Source organism: Peribacillus sp. P4_D6, assembly GCF_056401795.1.
On sequence record NZ_JBFUIQ010000005.1, the window covers coordinates 65,210 to 83,267 of the forward strand.

Sequence of the window (18,058 nt, forward strand, 5' to 3'; positions counted from 1 at the left end):
GAGTGGCACCCGTTATGATCGACTCATCATATTGAAGAAAAGGATAGGAAAACAGTCAGCTTCGACAAATCGATGTAAAAGTAACCAATATCATGATCCGCCGCAGAATGTAACACGTATTCATGATTTGCCCTGATCGATTGCCGTCAACCATTCCCTGCATCGAAAGAATGGAAATTCCTTTAGGACGATGGGACGCTTATAAAGCCCATGTTATCCTTTGTTGGATCAAGCTCTCGCATGTCGGATGAAATGTCTGCCATGGATTTCAGATAGTTAATATCTTCTTCCAAAAATACCTTTTACATTTAACTGCGTTACTTCAAGTTCCCTTGTAATGGCATCCTTCATTAAAAGTTTGCTGTATGCATAGCATCGCCTTTGTTCTTGGTGATTAAACGGCAGAATGTCGACACTGCATCCTTCTGGTATATTACCCTCTTCCCTATTAAAGGAACCGAGGACTGCAATAGCCGCTTCTCCACTTCTTGTTACACAAGCCGTTTGCACAATTACTGCTCACTGATTAAGGCAACAGTTTCGACGAAATTGTCCTTAACGATTAAAAGGTCTGGCCCGTTTGTTCATTATTAAGCGACATTTAATTTCCATTCCTATTATAACTATACGTCTAAACTATCATTTTAGTGTCAGTACAACGTTATTAGGAAAGATGTTAATTGCATATCCATACCTAGTATTATCTACTAGTAACAACCTCTTTATATTAAATGTATAAAGCAAAAAGAATTTCCAGAAAAACAAAATCTTTTGTGAAATACTGAACAAAAGATACATCATCGGTGTCTATTATATTATGTATTAAGGAGTCAATCATTAAGGAAACTTATACTCATCCCTAATTTCTTATGATAACCATGCAATATTTTATTTGCATGGTTTAATTTGTAGCCAAAAGGGTTCCTATCTAAATTTTAAACCAAAGTTGGTTGGAACGAAAGGTGCAAACGTGCCGAGGAGGCTCACTGACCGCCCGCRGARAGCGAGTGCCTGGAGGGTAATCAACGTTTAAATTGTACAATCCTAAAAAAACAGAAACAATCTCTTTAACAAAATATTTTGTTGGTAATCCTAAATTTCTACGCAGCCTGCTCCTTGAATATATGCCAACTTCACACTCTTTTCTGAGAGAAATAGATTTTTTATTGATTGATTCTTTAAAATAATGGCATTACATTTTCATTCAAGAGATTAATCATAAATACCCAGAGTCATTTTCCCTAACCATAAATCCAGACGACATCTTCCTTTTTTTACCACAAATAAAAATCGTGTCCATATTCCCATTTTTCTGGTTACACATGGTAAATTATTAACTGGAGGGGAAAAAAATAAATATTCTACTGGTGGCTGTTCTTGTTTTGTCTTTATTCACTGGACTTAAAACAACTGAGGCAGCCTCAAATGTAAAGGTACATTTCATCAACGTTGGACAAGGAGATTCAATCCTGATACAAACCGCTAATGAAAACGTTTTAATCGATGGCGGCGGTAAAGGAAAGGGTGACGAGGTTGTTGCCTACCTAAAAAAACAAAAGGTAAAAACACTTACTGCATTAGTTTCCACTCACCCAGATGCGGATCATGTTGGCGGTCTTGCTCATGTGATTAAATCGCTTAGTGTAAAATCTGTGTATGCCCCTAAAGTTTCACATACTACCCAGGCATACAAAGACTTTTTAACGGCTGTCAAGAAGAAGAAGCTTACAATAAAAAAAGCGAAGTCGGGCGTGGAAATCAACACTAAAGCAAAGGATAATTCCCTTAAATTCATTGCACTTATTAAGGACTATGCTAAGTCTGACTTAAATAATTGGAGTGCTGTCCTGTTGCTTAAACACGGCAAAAAAACATTCTTGTTTACAGGTGATGCCGAAGAAAAAGCAGAGAAGGATATGCTGGCTAAAAAACTGGTACCAAGTGTGGATGTACTTAAAGTAGGCCATCATGGTGCAAAAACATCGACAAGTTCAGCTTTCATCAACAAAACAAAACCGAAATATGCTGTAATCAGTGTAGGGAAAAATGGCTATGGGCACCCTACTTCCACTGTTATAAAACGGTTGAATTCAGTGAAAGCCAAAACTTATCGCACAGATAAATCAGGTAACATTATTTTTACTTCTACAGGTCAGAAAATTACTGTAAAGACGGTGAAATAATTGGTACAAGGAATTATTGATCGCTTCGAAGGAAAGATCGCTGTCGTTGAAATCGATGGTGGTGACATGAAGGATTTCCCTAAAAGTGCTCTTCCCAAGGGAGCAAAAGTAGGAGATATGCTGATTATCGATGGTGATACCATCACCATTTCCAAAGAAGGAACTGAAAAATTAAGAAAAGAAATTGACGATTTAATGGATGAATTATTCGAAGATTGATTCCAGGGCCCTTCTTTAATAAGAAGGGCTTGCTTTAAATTTGATTATTCCCGTTTGCATTCTTCTCTGATTTTTCCCCTGACCCCCCTCTTATCGCGGTATATACTTTGAGATTACCTCTGAAGCCTTGACTCCATTAGCATCAGTGAACAGATAAAAGGATTTCCTCTTTGTTTCCTCAATCCTCTGGATCAATTTCGTTTTTAAAAAAGAGGTCCGGTGCAGCTGGTTTTCGAAAGAGCTGCATGACACTGCTATATCGATGGTTTGTCTATTCCTGAATGTGATGGTTGTATGTTTGGAATCCAGGCGCTCATAGGATACCACATGTTCATGTGATAACCAGATGCATTGAGGACGTAACGGAGATGTAGTTGGAAAGAAGAATATCGAACTGGTCGGATCAATCGCGATCGGTGCTTTATGTGTGATGTTTATGAGCTGTTTCGTGCCTTGCTTGCGTCCTTCATAACTTGATCCGAAGAACTCGCAGCTTTTCTTTATTATTTCCATAGGTTTAAACGGGGAGATGAACTCGTCCTCCATTTCAATGATACGGGCATATATTTTACTGCCGTAATTAATTGGCGCAACCATTAGTGTATGTGGCGTGATTTCATATTCCTCGATGATTCCCTGATTGTTTTCCTTCATTTTTAATCCACCTCTTCCTCATTGCTAAACATCGCTATCACTTTCCAAAGCTTATATTCTTAATTGCTTGTACCCTTCCATTCCTGTCCAAGAAGAGTGAAGGGGGATAGTAAATGTATGTTAAATTACTCACTATAATAGCATAGACCTTAAACATAAAAAGCAAGTTCACAAAAAATTTGAAATTCTTTTATATAGTGGCTTTTTCGTCATCTAAATGACACATTCTCTATCATAATTTAAATTTTTTAAATTTTCAGTTGATTTTATCCGCTCAAATCCATATAATAATAAAAAGGGTCAGGGGTGGTAACTTTGAAAAATGAAAAATCTTATTCAGAGTCAGTGAAGTCCTTATCAATGAGCGAAATGAAAAACGATGCCGTGGTTCAGGAAATGTTAATTGATATGATTATTCAGGAAGCCGTCCTTACTACCAAAAAGAATCTCCTTGCAAAACAGATCGATGATGCCTTGGATATGAAAAACAAACCTTTATTCTTAAAACTAAGTTCTGAAATGAACGTTTTACTAAAACAATTTGGAAATTAACATTCATGATCAAAAAAGCCTCCCATAATGTCGGGAGGCTTTTTTTCATTATCATCACTCTTTATGAAACATACCCATGACCTCAGCAGTTTCGGTTATATTAACAAAAGCATTCGGATCCACTTCTTTTATCATCGTTTTTACATCGGTTAACTGATAACGTGTAATGACTGTCATCATTACTTTGCTCTTTTCTCCTGAATATGCACCTTCACCATCCATGACTGTAATTCCACGATATAGGTTGGTCAGGAGCTTCGTTTTCATTTCGTCACTCTTTTTGGTAACGATCATCAATGTTAATTTAATGTGATTGGAATGGATCGTATCGATCACCTTTCCTGCTGCATAAATGGAAATCAGCGTATATAATGCGGCATCCCAACCGAAGATGAAGCCTGAGATTACCACCACAACAGCATTCATCACCGAAAGCAATGTACCAAGCGGAAAGTCGCTCTTCTTAGCCAATAGCATGGCAATGATATCAAAGCCGCCAGAAGACCCCGAAGCGCGAAAAACGATGCCTATACCGATTCCCGATATGATTCCGCCAAATAAAGAAGACAAAATCGGTTCAGTGGAAATACCGTGAACTGGAATGAGGTATAAACTGATGGAAATCACGACAACTGATAATATCGTATAGGTGATAAAGCGTCTCCCTAATTTCAGGTAACCAAGAATCAGCAATGGCAGGTTCATCAGAAAATTCAATATCCCTGTGTTGACTGGGGTGATGATTCCGAACATGATCGCAAGTCCACTAAGTCCGCTGCTTAAAATTAAATGTGGTATCAAAAATAAGTTGTAGGCCACTGCCACAAGCACTGAGCCTACAGTGATCAAAAGTACATTATACATATCCGATCTCCTTAAAACGAACTGGGAATTTAATTTATTATAGTAGAGAACCTAAGATTTTTTAAAATAATAGTTTTTTCTGAAAACGACTACAAACTTCCACTTTCCGAAGAAAAAAAGCCAGCTGGTTTTCAGCTGGCTTTCACTCACCCTTTGTATCTGCATTTTCAACCGTTGAAATCCGTTCGAGCATGGTCGGATGGGAATACCGCAGCCATTTAACCAGGAATGGCGGGTTGACCTGACTCAAACCCGACCTCGTGAGTTCCTGGAAAGTCGTGATTGCTGATTCTTTGTCCCCGGTCATTTCAATGGCATAACGGTCAGCCCTTGTTTCCTGATATCTGGAAACATAATTGGACAGCGGACTCGAAGCAAAGAGCAGCACAGACGTTATCAAGAGAAATAACGGAAGAGATGATATGCTGTCAACCGAACGGACCTTTAACTGATGGCCCCAGCGACCAATGATAAAGTTCATGATTTTCGAAGTCAGCCACAAACCGATTAATGTCAGTCCTAAATAACCTGCAATCCCTATATAAATGTGCTTTTCCACATAATGAGCCATTTCATGTGCCATGATAAAAAGGATTTCATCTTCCTTCAGTTTGTTCAGGGTCGTATCCCAAAGAACTATTCTTGAGTTGGAACCTATGCCGGTAACATATGCATTCAAGGCATTTGTCTTTTCCGCCATATTTACTTCATACACGTGTTCAGCCGGGATCTCAGCCTGTGAGGCTAGTGCCAATATTTCCGTTTCCAGCTCTTTATTTTTGAGAGGATAGAATTCATTGTACAGCGGATCAATCAATACAGGCTGAACGAACATCAGGAACAAGGAAAAAGGAATGGACAACATCCAAGCATAGAGCCACCATTTCTTCTCACTTTTCTTCATTAACCAATATAAAACGGAAACGATGATGAACATCATCCCAAAATTCACCCAAAATTCGATGACTCCATCCTTCATCCACGAGGTGAAACTTTGTGTACTTATGTGGTAACTCTTGCTCATTCGATATCCAATGAAACTGATTGGAAATAGAGCCAGGTATGAAATAACGGAAAGCCAGAATAAATAAATGCCCGTTCTAATCGCTTTCCGTCTCGAGACTGCCATTGACGATTTTTCAAATGCCTTTGAAAAACCGAATAATAATATGAAGAAATACAGAAGCCATTCATATGGCGTCGATACGAAAAAAATAAAATTCCGCAGTCCTGAATACTCTTCACTAAGCTTTAGTTCCCTTGCATTCAGGAATGTTGCAGGATCTGCTGCCGTTCCACGCAAAGCTTCGGGAATGGTCGTATCCGCTCCATAAAAAATATACCAATACATCGCTGCTGCATAAAGGATATATAATATAATCGCTCTTCCAGCCCATTTTCTAACCATGATGCCCCTCCTTAAAACGAATCTCCCTCTTAATAGTTTAATCCAAAATGGACAGGTTAGAACCGCATTTCCCTTCAATATTATTCTTTCTTACAATTACCACCATTTTGTTGAATATTTCACAGAATACTCCATCAGTCAAACATGCACTTCCAGGATGGGAGTTTTAAGGAAACGACGAATTTATTCCTTTGCCTTTTTGCTAAGATGAAATCATTTCATCAAAGGATTTTAAATGTGAATTTGATTTATAATGAATGAGACCGATTAACGGAACGGCAGGCATGATTGGTCATCCCTTCATCCCTCTATTTTGCAAACCATACAAAAGTGCCATAAGCTCCGGTCGATTATTAACATTCAGTTTTTTGTAAATACGGCTTATATAGTTTTTTACCGTGCCGATCGATAGAAAAAGTTTTTTGGAAATTTGCTGATTCGTTTCGCCTTGGGTTAGCAGGATAAGCAGTTCATGCTCGCGTTTAGAAAAAGTCCCCAATTTTCCGATTGCCTTTTCCAAAGTTACTGGTGATCTTTCAACATCCCGCTCCAGCCTTTTCATTAAAATTGATTTGAATGAGGCAGGATAAACGATCTGACCGTTGGCACATTGACGGATTGCCGACAACACTTGTTTCATTCCGCGATCCTGTAACACATAACCTGCTGCACCATGGCCTATTGTTTCGATAAGATAGTGATTTTCTGAATAGTCAGTAAAAACGTCAAAAGGAGTGGATGGGTGTTTTTCCTTAAGGACTTGCATGACTTCTTGTCCATACTTCCCTGATGAGCGGGCATCAATAAGAATGACATCTGGTATGACTGATGTATGATCAGAATCAAGAAGGTCCATTTCATTTCCAGTCATCCCCATGACCTTAATGTCACCTTCTTGTTCGATGATTACCTCAATTCCTCCCTGACCACCATATATCATTAGCTTAATCGACTTCATAACCTCACCTGTTACTTTCTTTATTTGTTATTAATCCGATAGTTTTTTATAATTGTTCGCCATGGAATAGTTCTAATGGTCCATATTTTTACATCATTAATTCACCTGTTAACAAACTTAAACTGTAAAAAATACTTTTAATAATTGTCTTCCTCCTGACAATAAAAAAGGCTATCAACCCGTTTGACTTCAGGATGATAGCCTTTTTCTTTGTTCCTCATCTATGAGCGTATCAAGTTTCATGATGCTTTCCTTTGCCCGGGGAAAATCAATTTTGCGATAATGGTGTTTTCCGCCTTCTTCTTCATCTTTTTCGTCGGCCCATTTGACAACTTGCTGAAGCGGTGTACGAATAATATCATTCGAAGGTAAGAACGAATCGGTATGAAATAAAATGGCGAGGGAAATGGTCTTTGCCTTGATCGGGTTTTCTCCCAAGCGGATTAACAGTTTATGTGCTCGTTCGGCACCTTTGATGGGGTGAATATCATTTTGTTTATAAAGATCATAATCCCATTTACCATTGCGATACCAGGTGAAATGACCCATATCATGCAATAGCCCAGCTTTAGCGGCAATATCAGGGTCGACATTATATTCATTTGCTAAGTGAAACGCATGGTATGCTACCGCAATCGCATGTGCCAGACCTGAACGGTTCAAGTATTTTTGAGCAATGGGATGTGTAAAAATATCCAAAAGTTTTACATCTCTCATCTAACCCCTCCTTACAATATTGTGGAAATTTTTAATGACAATCATAACTCTTTTCGAAACAAGAATCAAGGTTTTAAGATTCTTCAATATATTTTATGCAACCTCATACACTTTGGTTGTACAAAAAAGGACCATTGCCGGTTATAGGCAATGATCTCCTCATGATCAATGTAATTCAGTTTTGCAGTACATGGTTTTTCAAGGAACGTCGTAAAATTTTACCAGTCGCGTTTTTTGGAAGTTCATCCAAAAACTCAATTTTTGCCGGCACCTTATATTTGGCCAAGTGTTCCATGCAATGGGCAAGCAGTTCTTCCTCGGTCAATGCATTGTTTTTCTTTACCACAAAGCATTTAACCACTTCCCCCTGATTGGGATCGGGAACGCCAATGGCTGCTGCCTCAACTACTTCAGGATGGGTATACAAAACCTCCTCCACTTCACGTGGATAGACATTATAGCCACCGACGATGATAAGCTCCTTTTTACGATCTACAATGAAAAAGTAGCCTTCATCATCCATCCTGGCTAAATCGCCTGTATATAACCAGCCATTTTTCAAGACAGCGGCTGATTCTTCAGGCATTTTATAATAACCTTTCATTACATTCGGACCCCTGACAATCAATTCTCCTACACCATTGATCGGCACTTCTTCTCCAAGCTCATTGACCACTTTGTTTTCCACCCTAAGGATGGATGTTCCGATGGAACCCGCCTTCCTTGGACGGTCCAAAGGATTGAAGCAGGTAACAGGGGAAGCTTCGGATAAGCCATATCCTTCTGAAACCCTAACATTAAATTTCCGCTCGAATGATTCAAGCAGGGACACTGGCATGGCGGATCCGCCAGATATGCATATCCGCAAAGACTTCAAAGCATCCTCTTTCGCATCTGGATATTGAAAAAGAAAGTTATACATCGTAGGCACGCCAGCAAAAACGGTTGCATCATATTTTTTGATTTGCCTGAATATTTCCTTTGGACTGAATTGCGGGACAATTAAAAGCGTACCTCCGCTTATCAACGGGGCATTCACAACTACCGTTAAACTGAAAACATGGAACATTGGCAATGTCGTAATGACACGGTCACTTTCCGTGATATTTAAATATTCACCAATATCATGTGCATTGGAGTAGATATTGGTATGTGTGAGCATGGCCCCCTTTGGTTTCCCCGTTGTCCCGGAAGTATAAAGTATGATTGCCGTATCTTCAGGATCCAGTTCAGGACCTTTAAAGCCTTCATCCCCCGATTCGACCATTTTTGTAAACGATTTCATTTTATTGCAGATGTTAAATTCGCTACTATCCCCATTATCCGGCTGCATTTCACAAATTACATATTGTTCTACGCTTGAAAGGATAGGGTTCATTTTCTCCAGTAAGGGTAAAAGCTTATCTAATGCCACAACAACCTTTACATCGCCATTATTCAGGATATAACCAATCTCGTCAGGTGTGTATATTGGATTTACGGGAATTACGGTCGCCCCTGCTCGCATAGCTCCATACAATGAAATGATGAAATGTGGAGAGTTGCCTAATAACAGCGCAATGTTATCACCTTTTGAAACACCAAGCCTATGTAATTCGTCCGCGAACTTCGTAACGGCTTTATCCAATTCCCCATATGAAGTGGATTGATCCAAAAAGTAATATGCTGGCTTATCCGCCTTTTTTAAAGCCATTTGATGAAGCTGTTCAGATAAATTCATCTTTCTCCCTCCCCTGCAAATAGCATGAATGAATGGTCATTCATTTTTATGGTGAACTAAATACATTTTTATTATATTAAAAGAATGCGATCACAGCAACCATTTTATCCATATTCAAGCAATTACTGTCATTATTAGTCACAAAAGCCGTCCTAATAAGTCGGGACGGCTTTCAGGCTTAATATATTAAAGCCAATATTTCTTCTTTTGTTACATTGCCAAAATAATGACGAACATCGATCTCATCCAGTACTCTGCTGATTGCTTCCTTTTCATAGCGTGTTCCAGTAAGCTTTCGTTCAATATCCGCGACCTCTCCAACCCCAAAGAAATCACCGTAGATCTTGCAGTTTTCAATGATTCCCCTGTTCACTTCAAGGCGGATATCAACAGATCCCACAGGAAATCTATATGAGTTTTGCAAGTTGAATTTAGGTGATTTTCCGTAATTCCACTCCCAATTTTGATACCTATCTTCCGAGATTTCGTGAATTTTCTCCCAATCCGTTTCTGTTAAAACATACTCTGTAACCTTTCCGGTTTCTTTGAAAATATTTTGCAGAAGGAATGAACGGAATTCTTCAACAGACATCGGTTCTTTTAGAAAATCGGCGATATTACCGACACGGCTTCTTATTGATTTAATCCCTTTGGACTCGATTTTATCTTTTTTCACTTTTAAAGCGGATACAATGTGATCCATTTCTGATTGAAACAGCAATGTTCCATGACTGAACATTCTGCCCTTCGTTGAAAACATCGCGTTTCCCGAAATTTTCTTTCCTTCAGCCAGAATATCGTTACGACCGCTCAATTCAGCATGTATTCCTAGTTTCTCGAGCGTTTCCACGACAGGCTGGGTGAATTTCTTGAAGTTATGGAAACTGTCCCCATCGTCTTTCGTAATGAAACTGAAATTGAGATTCCCTAGGTCATGATAAACCGCTCCACYCCCGGAAAGGCGGCGAACAACTGTAATGCCCTTTTCATCTACATAATCGGAATTGATTTCTTCGATCGTATTTTGATTTCTGCCTATGATGATTGAAGGTCGATTAATGTAAAATAAAAGATATGTTTCATCTATGTTTAAATGTTTAAGCGCATATTCTTCGATGGCCAGGTTAATTCTTGGGTCTGTAATTCCCTTATTATCAATAAAAAGCACAGTTGTTCCTCCTTGTAGACTTCATATCACTGATGTTTCATTTATAGTTGGAACTCGAGATTGGTTTTGGCTACAGCTATTTCCCTTTTGAATACCTCGGATGCTTCTTTTTTCAGTTGATCGAGATTCCCATAATGAGGGAGGTGAGTTAACAGCAACAGCTGGACGTCAGCCTTTTCTGCCAGCAGGCCCGCTTCCCTTGCCGTCATATGCCCCGCCTTTGAACCATCCATATCACTGTAAAAGTTACTTTCACATAATAAAACATTTGCGTCTTTAGCGAAATCTGCAAGCTCATCCATATATGAACTGTCACCTGTGTAAACTATCGAATGATTTTCAGCTTCGATCCTCATTGCAAAACAAGGGACTGGATGTTTTGTTTTCATGAACGTAAATTTACACGGTCCAATGGTTAAGGCGTGATCTGCAGAGATGGCTATCCCCTTTGTCACGTCTTTGTATGTTAACTTATCAAATTCGACTTCGTCCAAATCATGACCATATATAGGAATCGTCCTTTTTTCGCTGCCCAATATCTGCTGTATGAACGCAGCGTGCTGCAGGACTCCAATATCCGCTACATGATCAGGATGATAGTGGGATAATACAACTGCACCAAGATCCTCCGGCTTCATATGGTTTTGAAGCTGTGATAGGACACCGCTGCCACAATCAAGCAGAATGCGAAAATCTTCATATTCAAGCAAATAGCCGGAACTTGCCTCATTTTTAGCTGGATAACCGCCCCAGCACCCAATTACGGTGATTTTCATTCTTAGGCACTCCTTTTTTTCTCTCAATGACTTCCCCATTAATATAAACTATTCTTGCCCTTATTTCACCTTTTTTACTTATGTTATAAAACATTCATTGACATCTCAAATCTGTTATAATACAATAAAACCATAGAAAAGCGAATACTAAAAAATTCAGGAGATGATGTTCATGATTCAAAGTAGCGTTGAGTTCTTTAAAAATCTGCCACCGAAACAATGCACGGAATGCGGAAAAAAAATTGAAGAACAGCACGAATGTTATGGAAACCACTGTGATCATTGCCTTTCTGGAGAGTAGTAGTCTTTATGTTTCACCATCCTATCCCAAATAGCAGGATGAATTCATAGATGTTTCGGTTTCGCAGCTGAAAAAAACCCCCAATGAAAGAAGAGATACCGATGATCGGCATCTCTTCTTTCATTGGGGGTCATTGCCTTTCAGCAAAAAAATAGAATGATCACGTAACGGATAATCCTTTGAACAAATATATTTTAAATAGTTCAGCAATTCCCTCTTTCTCTAATGGGGCATGGTTTCTTTCCCAATCAAAGATCAGGGCAAGGTACATCTTTAGCATCAGGAAAGCTGTTATCTCCGGATCGCAAGGTTGTATATGGCCCTTATCAATCGCTATTTTTAGTTTTTCCTTAATGTAGGATACAATGGCTTCTTCCATTTCATTAACCATTTCCTGAACGGCCGGCGTACCAATTTCCCGCTCTTCCTGAAGAAGTTTTAATGATAATTGATGTTCCTGCCTGAACTCCAGAATTCGATAAACGGCCCGATGCAGGTTTTCAAAAAAGGAGAGTTGGTCATCCAAAGATTGTTCCGCCTCATATTTCATTTCCTCTATCATCCGCTGAACGATTTCTTTAAACAGCTCTTCTTTATTTTTATAAAAGGTATAAATGGTCCCTTTTCCCACATTGGCAATTTTAGCGACTTGATCCATCGTCGTTGCCTTATAGCCAAAAAGTGAAAACGACTTGGTCGCAGCTTCCAAAATTAATTTTTTACGATCAACAGACATTTCCCACCTCAATTCTGACCAGACGGACAAAACAGTCATTATGTTCAACGATATCATACCAAAAATTTTCAGTTTTTTCAATTATATTTTCAATTCCCAAGAGAAACAATGGCCATCCCCGTTACTGGACAGCCACTTTTCGAAAATACATATTTATTTAAATCTGCAAGGCCAAAGGCAGCGTCGCTTTTCCAGTGAATAACATAACTTCAAATGAAAATATGCAGAGCACATGGCAAGCATGGTTAAACTAATTTTCCCCTATTGACTGATCATTTTTCCTGTAATCTGTTTAAAATGATCGTGGCCAAAGCATCGATGAATTCAGGTTTAACATTGGGCATATCCGGCCTATAGTAGCCTGCGCCAATCTCTTCCGTCACAACCTTACATTCATAATCGTTATCATAGAGGACTTCAAGGTGCTCGGCAACAAAGCCAACAGGAATATATATGAAAGCTTTATAACCTTTTGCTTGATGAAGATCTCTGGTTAAATCCTGTACATCGGGTCCCAACCATGGTTCAGGAGTTTGTCCAGCGCTTTGCCAGCCTACTGCATAATTGGTAACCCCTGCGCCTTCAGCGATCATGTCTGCCGTTTCTTTCAGTTGATTTGGATACGGATCTCCCGATTGCAAGATTTTTTCCGGGAGGCTATGTGCCGACACAATCAAAGCGAAATTATCGCGTTCTTCCGAAGTCATTTTCCCAATCACTTCTTTTACCTGGTCTACCCAATATTGGATGAATTTTGGCTCATCATACCAGCTTTCAACGGAAGTGATGGTCAGATCCCCCAATTTAGCGGCTTCATCCTGGGCACGTCCATTATAAGACTTCACGCTGAATGTTGAAAAATGCGGTGCCAATACGATACTGACCGCTTCTTTGATTCCATCTTCATGCATTTGTTTCACTGCGTCTTCAACAAAAGGTTCAATATGCTTCAGGCCAAGATATGCCTTGAATTCAACTTCCTCCTGAACGGAATTCAATTTCTTTTCAAGCGCTTCAGCTTGTCCTGCCGTTATTTTTGCAAGCGGGGATAATCCACCGATCGCTTCATATCTGCCCTTTAGGTCGGCAATCAATTCGTCGCTTGGCCGTCTCCCATGACGAATATGTGTATAATACCTTTCAATATCCTCTTCAGTGTATGGAGTACCATAAGCCATGACTAAAAGGCCCATTTTTTTTCTTGACATGAAGTTACACCTCTTTTAAAGATTTCGTTCTTTTATTGTGCATCCAATTAAGGAGTTTTAGCAAATGGTTCGCTCACCTTACTTCATTTTTGATGAATATTCATGAATGAAAGCGGTCAGCCTCTTCAGTGTTTCCGGATTTACGGAAGGGAAAACCCCATGACCAAGGTTAAAGATGTAGCCGTCCTGCTCCATGCCCTGATCGAGGATCCTTTTCGTCCGTTCTTCTATAACATCCCATGATGATAATAGCAGGGCAGGATCTAGATTACCTTGTACCGTTTTCTGGATTCCCATTTGTCTTGCTTCTGTAATTGGCAGTCTCCAATCAAGCCCGACTACATCAATCGGAAGATCATTCCACTCAAGTGCCAAGTGACTTGCGCCGACCCCGAACATGATTAGCGGTACATTTTCTTCACGCAATGATGAAAAGATACGAGTCATGATCGGCTTGATGAATACGCGGTAATCTTCAACATTCAAAGCACCCACCCAGGAATCAAAGATTTGGATGGCTTTAACGCCGGCTTTGATTTGCGACTTGACATAGATGATGATCATATCCGCTAACTTATCCATTAATGCAAACCAGGCCTTTGGCTCGGAATACATGAAAGCTTTCGTCTTATTGTAGTTTTTGGAGGGGCCGCCTTCAATCATGTATGAAGCAATGGTGAAAGGAGCCCCTGAGAAACCGATCAAAGGAACGGACAATTGCTCCGTGGTCAATAATTTAATCGTGTCCAACACATATGGGATGTCTTTCTCTGGGTTCAATTCACCTAATTTTTCAACATCCGTCACCGATTGGATCGGATTGGCTATGACTGGACCGATTCCGGACTTAATCTCAACATCGACACCAATGGCTGGTAGCGGTGTCATTATATCTTTATATAAAATCGCAGCGTCTACATCATATTGCTCAACTGGCAATCTAGTTACATAAGCGCATAATTCCGGCTGATGAGTAATTTCAAAAAGTGAGTACTTCTCTTTCAATTTTCGGTATTCCGGCTGTGAACGGCCAGCCTGACGCATATACCAAACAGGCACATGATCCGTTTTCTCTCCTCTTGCAGCTTTTAAAAATGTATCATTCGTAATTTCCTTAGACATTAATATCCACCTTTCAAGCAATCACGTTTCTATTTTTATTCATTACCTACATAGAATATCAGAAGGATGTTGAATTTCAAATCGAATCTCCTTAAACTATAGCTTTTTCTATAATATATTTGTCAAAAAATCGACTTTTATATATGTATCTTACCGGTTTACCAGCTTAATGGTTAGTTTGGAAATGGTAAAAGCTCTATTCATTGGGTAAAATGGGTATACAGGTACTATATAGAAATTGGAGGGGAATTTATGAATGTATTCATCACTTCAGGTACTTATGATTTTTTGAAATTAAAAAAAGATAAACACCCGAATGAAAAAATATTACTTATGCAGAATGCTCAAAACACAGTCCTTTTACATGAAACTACAGGTAAAACGCTCTTCAGCTCGCCACGAAAATATGAGGTAGTCGATGGGAAGGGAACTCTTCAAGATCATGGATATGTGGTCATGAACAATATCCCTGTCAGTGAGGAAGGACGGCCGGTATTTGAACACCGTTTTAAAAACAGGGCCGGATTCATTGAAAATGAACCAGGCTTCGTTGCCCTTCGTATCCTGCGTCCAATCAACTCTGAAACATATGTAATCTTAACGATTTGGGAAAAACAATCGGACTTTATGAACTGGAAGAAATCCAGTTCATTCCAGCAGGCGCATAACAGTGACTCCAAACCTCCTGTTACGAATTCCAGCCAGAAGTTGTTTTCAGGTGAAGCCTTTGTAACGCAGTATACATTGGTGAAAGATTCTGAGGAATAGACTATTTAATGCTTAATAAGAGGCCCATCCTAAAGGATGGGCCTCTTCATAGTAATGCAGAACGTTATTTGGACGCTAAAAGTCATATAACCCTATAACAATCCGACAAATTCCTTCTTTATTTCCGGGGAAATGCAACCGATATTTACATATATTTCATCAGAATCCTTTATTCAAAGCATCTAGATCCCAGGAATTTATACAATTTAAACAAGATTAAACTATATGCTGCCCCTAATGCAAAACCTGCCAAGATATCAGTTGGAAAGTGAACTTTCATAATGAACCTGCTGACACCGATCAGCAGGACCAGACAAACAAAACCAATTCCCATTGCCCATTTCAATGAGTTTCCTTTAATTTCATTCATGATTATATAAGCTACCATACTGAAGAAAATAATGCCCACATTGCGTGGCCACTTGGAAAACTGAAGCCAGCGGTCTCCATTAAATGATTTTCAGCGCGCACTCTTTTAACATAATTTTTTATCCACCCGTTTAACACATCACCCTCAGCAATTCCGATAGAGAGACGGCCATGTTCCAATAGTCCTTCTTCATTATCCACAAATATAGAACACATAATATGCTTCCAAAACCAATGAACTTGGATTTCCCAAGATAGGTTATGGACTTGAAGAAAGTGAGCGAAAAAGTATTTTCCCCTACGAATATGATATACTACTTACAATTAATCCAATCATTGGGAGGTGCAAAATGATACAGCGATTACACGATCTTCTGGATGGTTCATATGAAGAAATGGTTTCCATCAGGCGTTATCTTCATCAACACCCCGAGCTTTCTTTTCAAGAAACCCAAACGGCGGCCTTCATCGCTGGATATTATGAAAAACTTGGAATCGAACACCGGACGAATGTAGGCGGTAATGGTGTTATCGCCAAGGTCACAGGCAGTAAGCCTGGTAAAACCGTAGCATTGCGCGCTGATTTCGACGCCTTACCCATTCAAGATGAAAAAGAAGTTCACTATAAATCTTCCGTACCCGGGGTCATGCATGCGTGTGGACACGATGGCCATACAGCGACACTCCTTGTCCTTGCTAAAAACCTGAATGAACTGAAGGATGAGCTCGAAGGTGAATATATATTTATCCACCAGCATGCTGAAGAATATGCTCCAGGGGGTGCCAAACCGATGATTGAGGCTGGCTGCCTTGATGGAGTGGATGTAATTTTCGGCACCCATTTATGGGCAACGGCCCCAACCGGAACAGTCCAATACGCTTATGGACCCCTTATGGCCGCTGCTGACCGTTTTGAAATCACCATTCAAGGGCAGGGCGGGCATGGAGCCCAGCCGCATAAAACCCGTGATGCAATCTTAGTCGGCTCTCAGCTCGTCATGGCCCTGCAGCAAATCGTAAGCCGCCGCCTAAACCCAATAGATTCGGCAGTCATTACCGTCGGATCCTTTGTAGCAGATAATGCCTTTAACGTCATTGCAGATAAGGCTAAAATAATCGGGACCGTCCGCACATTCAAGGAAGATGTCCGTTCATTCATTAGCGAAGAAATAGAGCGGATTGTTAAAGGAACCTGCATAGCTGCGGACTGTACCTATGAATATCAATACTTTCAAGGCTATCCAGCAGTTATTCCACATGTCGAGGAAACTAAATTCCTCATCGAAAGTACTAAGTCAGTCAAGGAAGTTTTGGTTACAGAGGAAATTGACCCGGATATGACAGGTGAAGATTTTTCTTATTATTTACAAAATGTAAAAGGTACATTCTTCTTTACGGGAGCCAGGCCAAAAAATGAACATACATATCCACATCATCATCCTTTGTTTGACATTGATGAAAATGCGATGCTCATTGCAGCCAAAATATTAGGCACTGCAGCGGTGACCTATCACAATAAAAAACAATCATCCCAAATGGTTAATGAATCTTTATTGCGGTAATAGTGAAGGGACGGGTTATCCCCGTCCCTTACTGTTTAAGAAGTCTGATTCGGTAACAATGGACAGCCGTTTCCCCAAGATGTTCCAACAAATGATGGTTGGCATATCCACCGACAGCTGCCCCAATACCTGGAACGAGCTGGAACATTTTGATGACATCTATGTGATCGCGATATTCCTGCTGAAATTCTTGCCAGTCTATTTCCGGCCATTTCCCTGAATCCCATTCCTCTATTACCCGTAATGTTTCAAATTTCTTCCCCTCGCTTGAAAATGCCATCTGGAAGATATGGAGAATGAATAAACGTTCCTCATATTTATTTGGATCGAAACCGTATATACGGGATAGTTCGAATAATAATTTCATCTTGATGCTAAGCAGTAATGGGAAATCAGCCAATCCAATTAAAAGCCCTGCCGCTCCGGTTCCCACACCTTCTATAACGGCCGTTTTCCGATATGCCGTTACAGTTTCCGCAACCCACTCTTCTTTTTGCTGCAAGGTTAGTAGCACTACATTTTTTTCTTTAGACATATATTTAGAACCTGATAATACGGCCTCTATCATCCCTTTAATACTATCAGTAATTACTTTGTGCACTCGGTCTGGAATATAACCATTCAATTTGATTTGCGCCTTTTTGGACATCCGCTCAAGCCTGCCGGGTTTCTTGGCTACTTTCTTTTTCCATGATACTAGTTCAGATAATGCCTTTTGTTCATATTCATCCATCATTCAACACCTCCGTTAAATATGTATATACCCCCTATGA

The 18,058-nt window shown here is 39.8% G+C and carries 21 protein-coding genes; 6 read left to right on the forward strand and 15 right to left on the reverse strand.

Annotated elements, in window-relative coordinates; all coding sequences use genetic code 11:
- Nucleotides 1-276: 276 nt before the first annotated feature.
- A complete protein-coding gene (locus tag AC1DVB_RS03855; protein ID WP_145504919.1) occupies nt 277-510 on the reverse strand; it encodes a hypothetical protein in 234 nt (77 codons plus the stop codon).
- A gap of 872 nt (nt 511-1,382) precedes the next feature.
- On the opposite strand from AC1DVB_RS03855, the gene AC1DVB_RS03860 reads away from it, so the two are divergent.
- Nucleotides 1,383-2,183 (forward strand): ComEC/Rec2 family competence protein, encoded by an 801-nt coding sequence (locus AC1DVB_RS03860; RefSeq protein ID WP_477588219.1) that lies wholly within the window; start codon nt 1,383-1,385, stop codon nt 2,181-2,183.
- Entirely contained in the window at nt 2,184-2,402 is a 219-nt protein-coding gene (locus AC1DVB_RS03865) for a DUF3006 domain-containing protein (RefSeq protein ID WP_057275817.1), read from the forward strand.
- 90 nt (nt 2,403-2,492) lie between these two features.
- Here AC1DVB_RS03865 and AC1DVB_RS03870 read toward each other — a convergent pair whose 3' ends face one another.
- Nucleotides 2,493-3,056: a competence protein ComK gene (locus tag AC1DVB_RS03870; RefSeq protein WP_063577099.1), complete on the reverse strand. Its 564-nt coding sequence runs from the start codon at nt 3,054-3,056 to the stop codon at nt 2,493-2,495.
- A 315-nt stretch (nt 3,057-3,371) separates the two neighbouring features.
- Between AC1DVB_RS03870 and AC1DVB_RS03875 the strand changes: the two genes are divergently transcribed.
- Complete coding sequence (locus tag AC1DVB_RS03875; protein WP_048680068.1) at nt 3,372-3,608, forward strand: IDEAL domain-containing protein; 237 nt, start codon at nt 3,372-3,374, stop codon at nt 3,606-3,608.
- Between the two features lie 54 nt (nt 3,609-3,662).
- Here the strand turns inward: AC1DVB_RS03875 and AC1DVB_RS03880 are convergent, their stop codons facing one another.
- The 7 genes from AC1DVB_RS03880 to AC1DVB_RS03910 form a co-directional block, all read right to left on the reverse strand.
- Nucleotides 3,663-4,472, reverse strand: coding sequence for a YitT family protein (locus tag AC1DVB_RS03880; RefSeq protein WP_063577100.1), 810 nt, complete (start codon nt 4,470-4,472; stop codon nt 3,663-3,665).
- 142 nt (nt 4,473-4,614) lie between these two features.
- Nucleotides 4,615-5,880 (reverse strand): M48 family metallopeptidase, encoded by a 1,266-nt coding sequence (locus AC1DVB_RS03885; protein WP_057275814.1) that lies wholly within the window; start codon nt 5,878-5,880, stop codon nt 4,615-4,617.
- Between the two features lie 292 nt (nt 5,881-6,172).
- The gene (locus tag AC1DVB_RS03890; RefSeq protein ID WP_477588222.1) at nt 6,173-6,838 is read right to left on the reverse strand and encodes a LuxR C-terminal-related transcriptional regulator; all 666 of its coding nucleotides are present in this window, start codon (nt 6,836-6,838) and stop codon (nt 6,173-6,175) included.
- Between the two features lie 189 nt (nt 6,839-7,027).
- Nucleotides 7,028-7,555 (reverse strand): HD domain-containing protein, encoded by a 528-nt coding sequence (locus AC1DVB_RS03895; RefSeq protein WP_034314654.1) that lies wholly within the window; start codon nt 7,553-7,555, stop codon nt 7,028-7,030.
- 175 nt (nt 7,556-7,730) lie between these two features.
- Nucleotides 7,731-9,275: a fatty acid--CoA ligase family protein gene (locus AC1DVB_RS03900; RefSeq protein WP_095678198.1), complete on the reverse strand. Its 1,545-nt coding sequence runs from the start codon at nt 9,273-9,275 to the stop codon at nt 7,731-7,733.
- Between the two features lie 178 nt (nt 9,276-9,453).
- Nucleotides 9,454-10,443 carry a lipoate--protein ligase gene (locus AC1DVB_RS03905; RefSeq protein ID WP_477588225.1) on the reverse strand — a complete coding sequence of 330 codons (990 nt, stop codon included), beginning with the start codon at nt 10,441-10,443 and terminating at the stop codon, nt 9,454-9,456.
- A 41-nt stretch (nt 10,444-10,484) separates the two neighbouring features.
- Complete coding sequence (locus tag AC1DVB_RS03910; RefSeq protein ID WP_328118104.1) at nt 10,485-11,219, reverse strand: MBL fold metallo-hydrolase; 735 nt, start codon at nt 11,217-11,219, stop codon at nt 10,485-10,487.
- 172 nt (nt 11,220-11,391) lie between these two features.
- Here AC1DVB_RS03910 and yhfH point away from each other — a divergent pair, with 172 nt between their 5' ends.
- Nucleotides 11,392-11,520, forward strand: coding sequence for a protein YhfH (gene yhfH / locus AC1DVB_RS03915; protein ID WP_065310849.1), 129 nt, complete (start codon nt 11,392-11,394; stop codon nt 11,518-11,520).
- Between the two features lie 160 nt (nt 11,521-11,680).
- Here the strand turns inward: yhfH and AC1DVB_RS03920 are convergent, their stop codons facing one another.
- The 3 genes from AC1DVB_RS03920 to hemE form a co-directional block, all read right to left on the reverse strand.
- Nucleotides 11,681-12,256 carry a TetR/AcrR family transcriptional regulator gene (locus tag AC1DVB_RS03920; protein WP_454862101.1) on the reverse strand — a complete coding sequence of 192 codons (576 nt, stop codon included), beginning with the start codon at nt 12,254-12,256 and terminating at the stop codon, nt 11,681-11,683.
- Nucleotides 12,257-12,528: 272 nt separating this feature from the next.
- A complete protein-coding gene (gene hemH, locus AC1DVB_RS03925) occupies nt 12,529-13,464 on the reverse strand; it encodes a ferrochelatase (protein WP_034314663.1) in 936 nt (311 codons plus the stop codon).
- Between the two features lie 78 nt (nt 13,465-13,542).
- Nucleotides 13,543-14,586: a uroporphyrinogen decarboxylase gene (gene hemE, locus AC1DVB_RS03930; RefSeq protein ID WP_057275808.1), complete on the reverse strand. Its 1,044-nt coding sequence runs from the start codon at nt 14,584-14,586 to the stop codon at nt 13,543-13,545.
- 252 nt (nt 14,587-14,838) lie between these two features.
- Here hemE and AC1DVB_RS03935 point away from each other — a divergent pair, with 252 nt between their 5' ends.
- Nucleotides 14,839-15,354: an antibiotic biosynthesis monooxygenase family protein gene (locus tag AC1DVB_RS03935; RefSeq protein WP_057275807.1), complete on the forward strand. Its 516-nt coding sequence runs from the start codon at nt 14,839-14,841 to the stop codon at nt 15,352-15,354.
- A 169-nt stretch (nt 15,355-15,523) separates the two neighbouring features.
- Here AC1DVB_RS03935 and AC1DVB_RS03940 read toward each other — a convergent pair whose 3' ends face one another.
- Together AC1DVB_RS03940 and AC1DVB_RS03945 are read right to left on the reverse strand one after the other, a co-directional pair.
- Nucleotides 15,524-15,724, reverse strand: a complete 201-nt coding sequence (locus tag AC1DVB_RS03940; protein ID WP_230135372.1) for a phosphatase PAP2 family protein — start codon at nt 15,722-15,724, stop codon at nt 15,524-15,526.
- Between the two features lie 11 nt (nt 15,725-15,735).
- Nucleotides 15,736-15,939: a phosphatase PAP2 family protein gene (locus AC1DVB_RS03945; protein ID WP_454862100.1), complete on the reverse strand. Its 204-nt coding sequence runs from the start codon at nt 15,937-15,939 to the stop codon at nt 15,736-15,738.
- Between the two features lie 134 nt (nt 15,940-16,073).
- On the opposite strand from AC1DVB_RS03945, the gene AC1DVB_RS03950 reads away from it, so the two are divergent.
- Entirely contained in the window at nt 16,074-17,285 is a 1,212-nt protein-coding gene (locus tag AC1DVB_RS03950) for a M20 family metallopeptidase (protein WP_477588229.1), read from the forward strand.
- 28 nt (nt 17,286-17,313) lie between these two features.
- On the opposite strand, the gene AC1DVB_RS03955 is transcribed toward AC1DVB_RS03950, so the two are convergent.
- Nucleotides 17,314-18,021: an EcsC family protein gene (locus AC1DVB_RS03955; protein ID WP_307730030.1), complete on the reverse strand. Its 708-nt coding sequence runs from the start codon at nt 18,019-18,021 to the stop codon at nt 17,314-17,316.
- Between the last annotated feature and the right edge of the window lie 37 nt (nt 18,022-18,058).

What these genes read in the sequence shown, in the direction of transcription:
- AC1DVB_RS03870 (WP_063577099.1), bottom strand. Translation starts at nt 3,056, where the DNA reads ATGAAGGAAAACAATCAGGGAATCATCGAGGAATATGAAATCACGCCA.
- AC1DVB_RS03880 (WP_063577100.1), bottom strand. Translation starts at nt 4,472, where the DNA reads ATGTATAATGTACTTTTGATCACTGTAGGCTCAGTGCTTGTGGCAGTG.
- AC1DVB_RS03885 (WP_057275814.1), bottom strand. Translation starts at nt 5,880, where the DNA reads ATGGTTAGAAAATGGGCTGGAAGAGCGATTATATTATATATCCTTTAT.
- AC1DVB_RS03890 (WP_477588222.1), bottom strand. Translation starts at nt 6,838, where the DNA reads ATGAAGTCGATTAAGCTAATGATATATGGTGGTCAGGGAGGAATTGAG.
- AC1DVB_RS03895 (WP_034314654.1), bottom strand. Translation starts at nt 7,555, where the DNA reads ATGAGAGATGTAAAACTTTTGGATATTTTTACACATCCCATTGCTCAA.
- AC1DVB_RS03900 (WP_095678198.1), bottom strand. Translation starts at nt 9,275, where the DNA reads ATGAATTTATCTGAACAGCTTCATCAAATGGCTTTAAAAAAGGCGGAT.
- AC1DVB_RS03910 (WP_328118104.1), bottom strand. Translation starts at nt 11,219, where the DNA reads ATGAAAATCACCGTAATTGGGTGCTGGGGCGGTTATCCAGCTAAAAAT.
- yhfH (WP_065310849.1), top strand. Translation starts at nt 11,392, where the DNA reads ATGATTCAAAGTAGCGTTGAGTTCTTTAAAAATCTGCCACCGAAACAA.
- AC1DVB_RS03920 (WP_454862101.1), bottom strand. Translation starts at nt 12,256, where the DNA reads ATGTCTGTTGATCGTAAAAAATTAATTTTGGAAGCTGCGACCAAGTCG.
- hemH (WP_034314663.1), bottom strand. Translation starts at nt 13,464, where the DNA reads ATGTCAAGAAAAAAAATGGGCCTTTTAGTCATGGCTTATGGTACTCCA.
- hemE (WP_057275808.1), bottom strand. Translation starts at nt 14,586, where the DNA reads ATGTCTAAGGAAATTACGAATGATACATTTTTAAAAGCTGCAAGAGGA.
- AC1DVB_RS03935 (WP_057275807.1), top strand. Translation starts at nt 14,839, where the DNA reads ATGAATGTATTCATCACTTCAGGTACTTATGATTTTTTGAAATTAAAA.
- AC1DVB_RS03940 (WP_230135372.1), bottom strand. Translation starts at nt 15,724, where the DNA reads ATGAATGAAATTAAAGGAAACTCATTGAAATGGGCAATGGGAATTGGT.
- AC1DVB_RS03945 (WP_454862100.1), bottom strand. Translation starts at nt 15,939, where the DNA reads ATGTGTTCTATATTTGTGGATAATGAAGAAGGACTATTGGAACATGGC.
- AC1DVB_RS03950 (WP_477588229.1), top strand. Translation starts at nt 16,074, where the DNA reads ATGATACAGCGATTACACGATCTTCTGGATGGTTCATATGAAGAAATG.
- AC1DVB_RS03955 (WP_307730030.1), bottom strand. Translation starts at nt 18,021, where the DNA reads ATGATGGATGAATATGAACAAAAGGCATTATCTGAACTAGTATCATGG.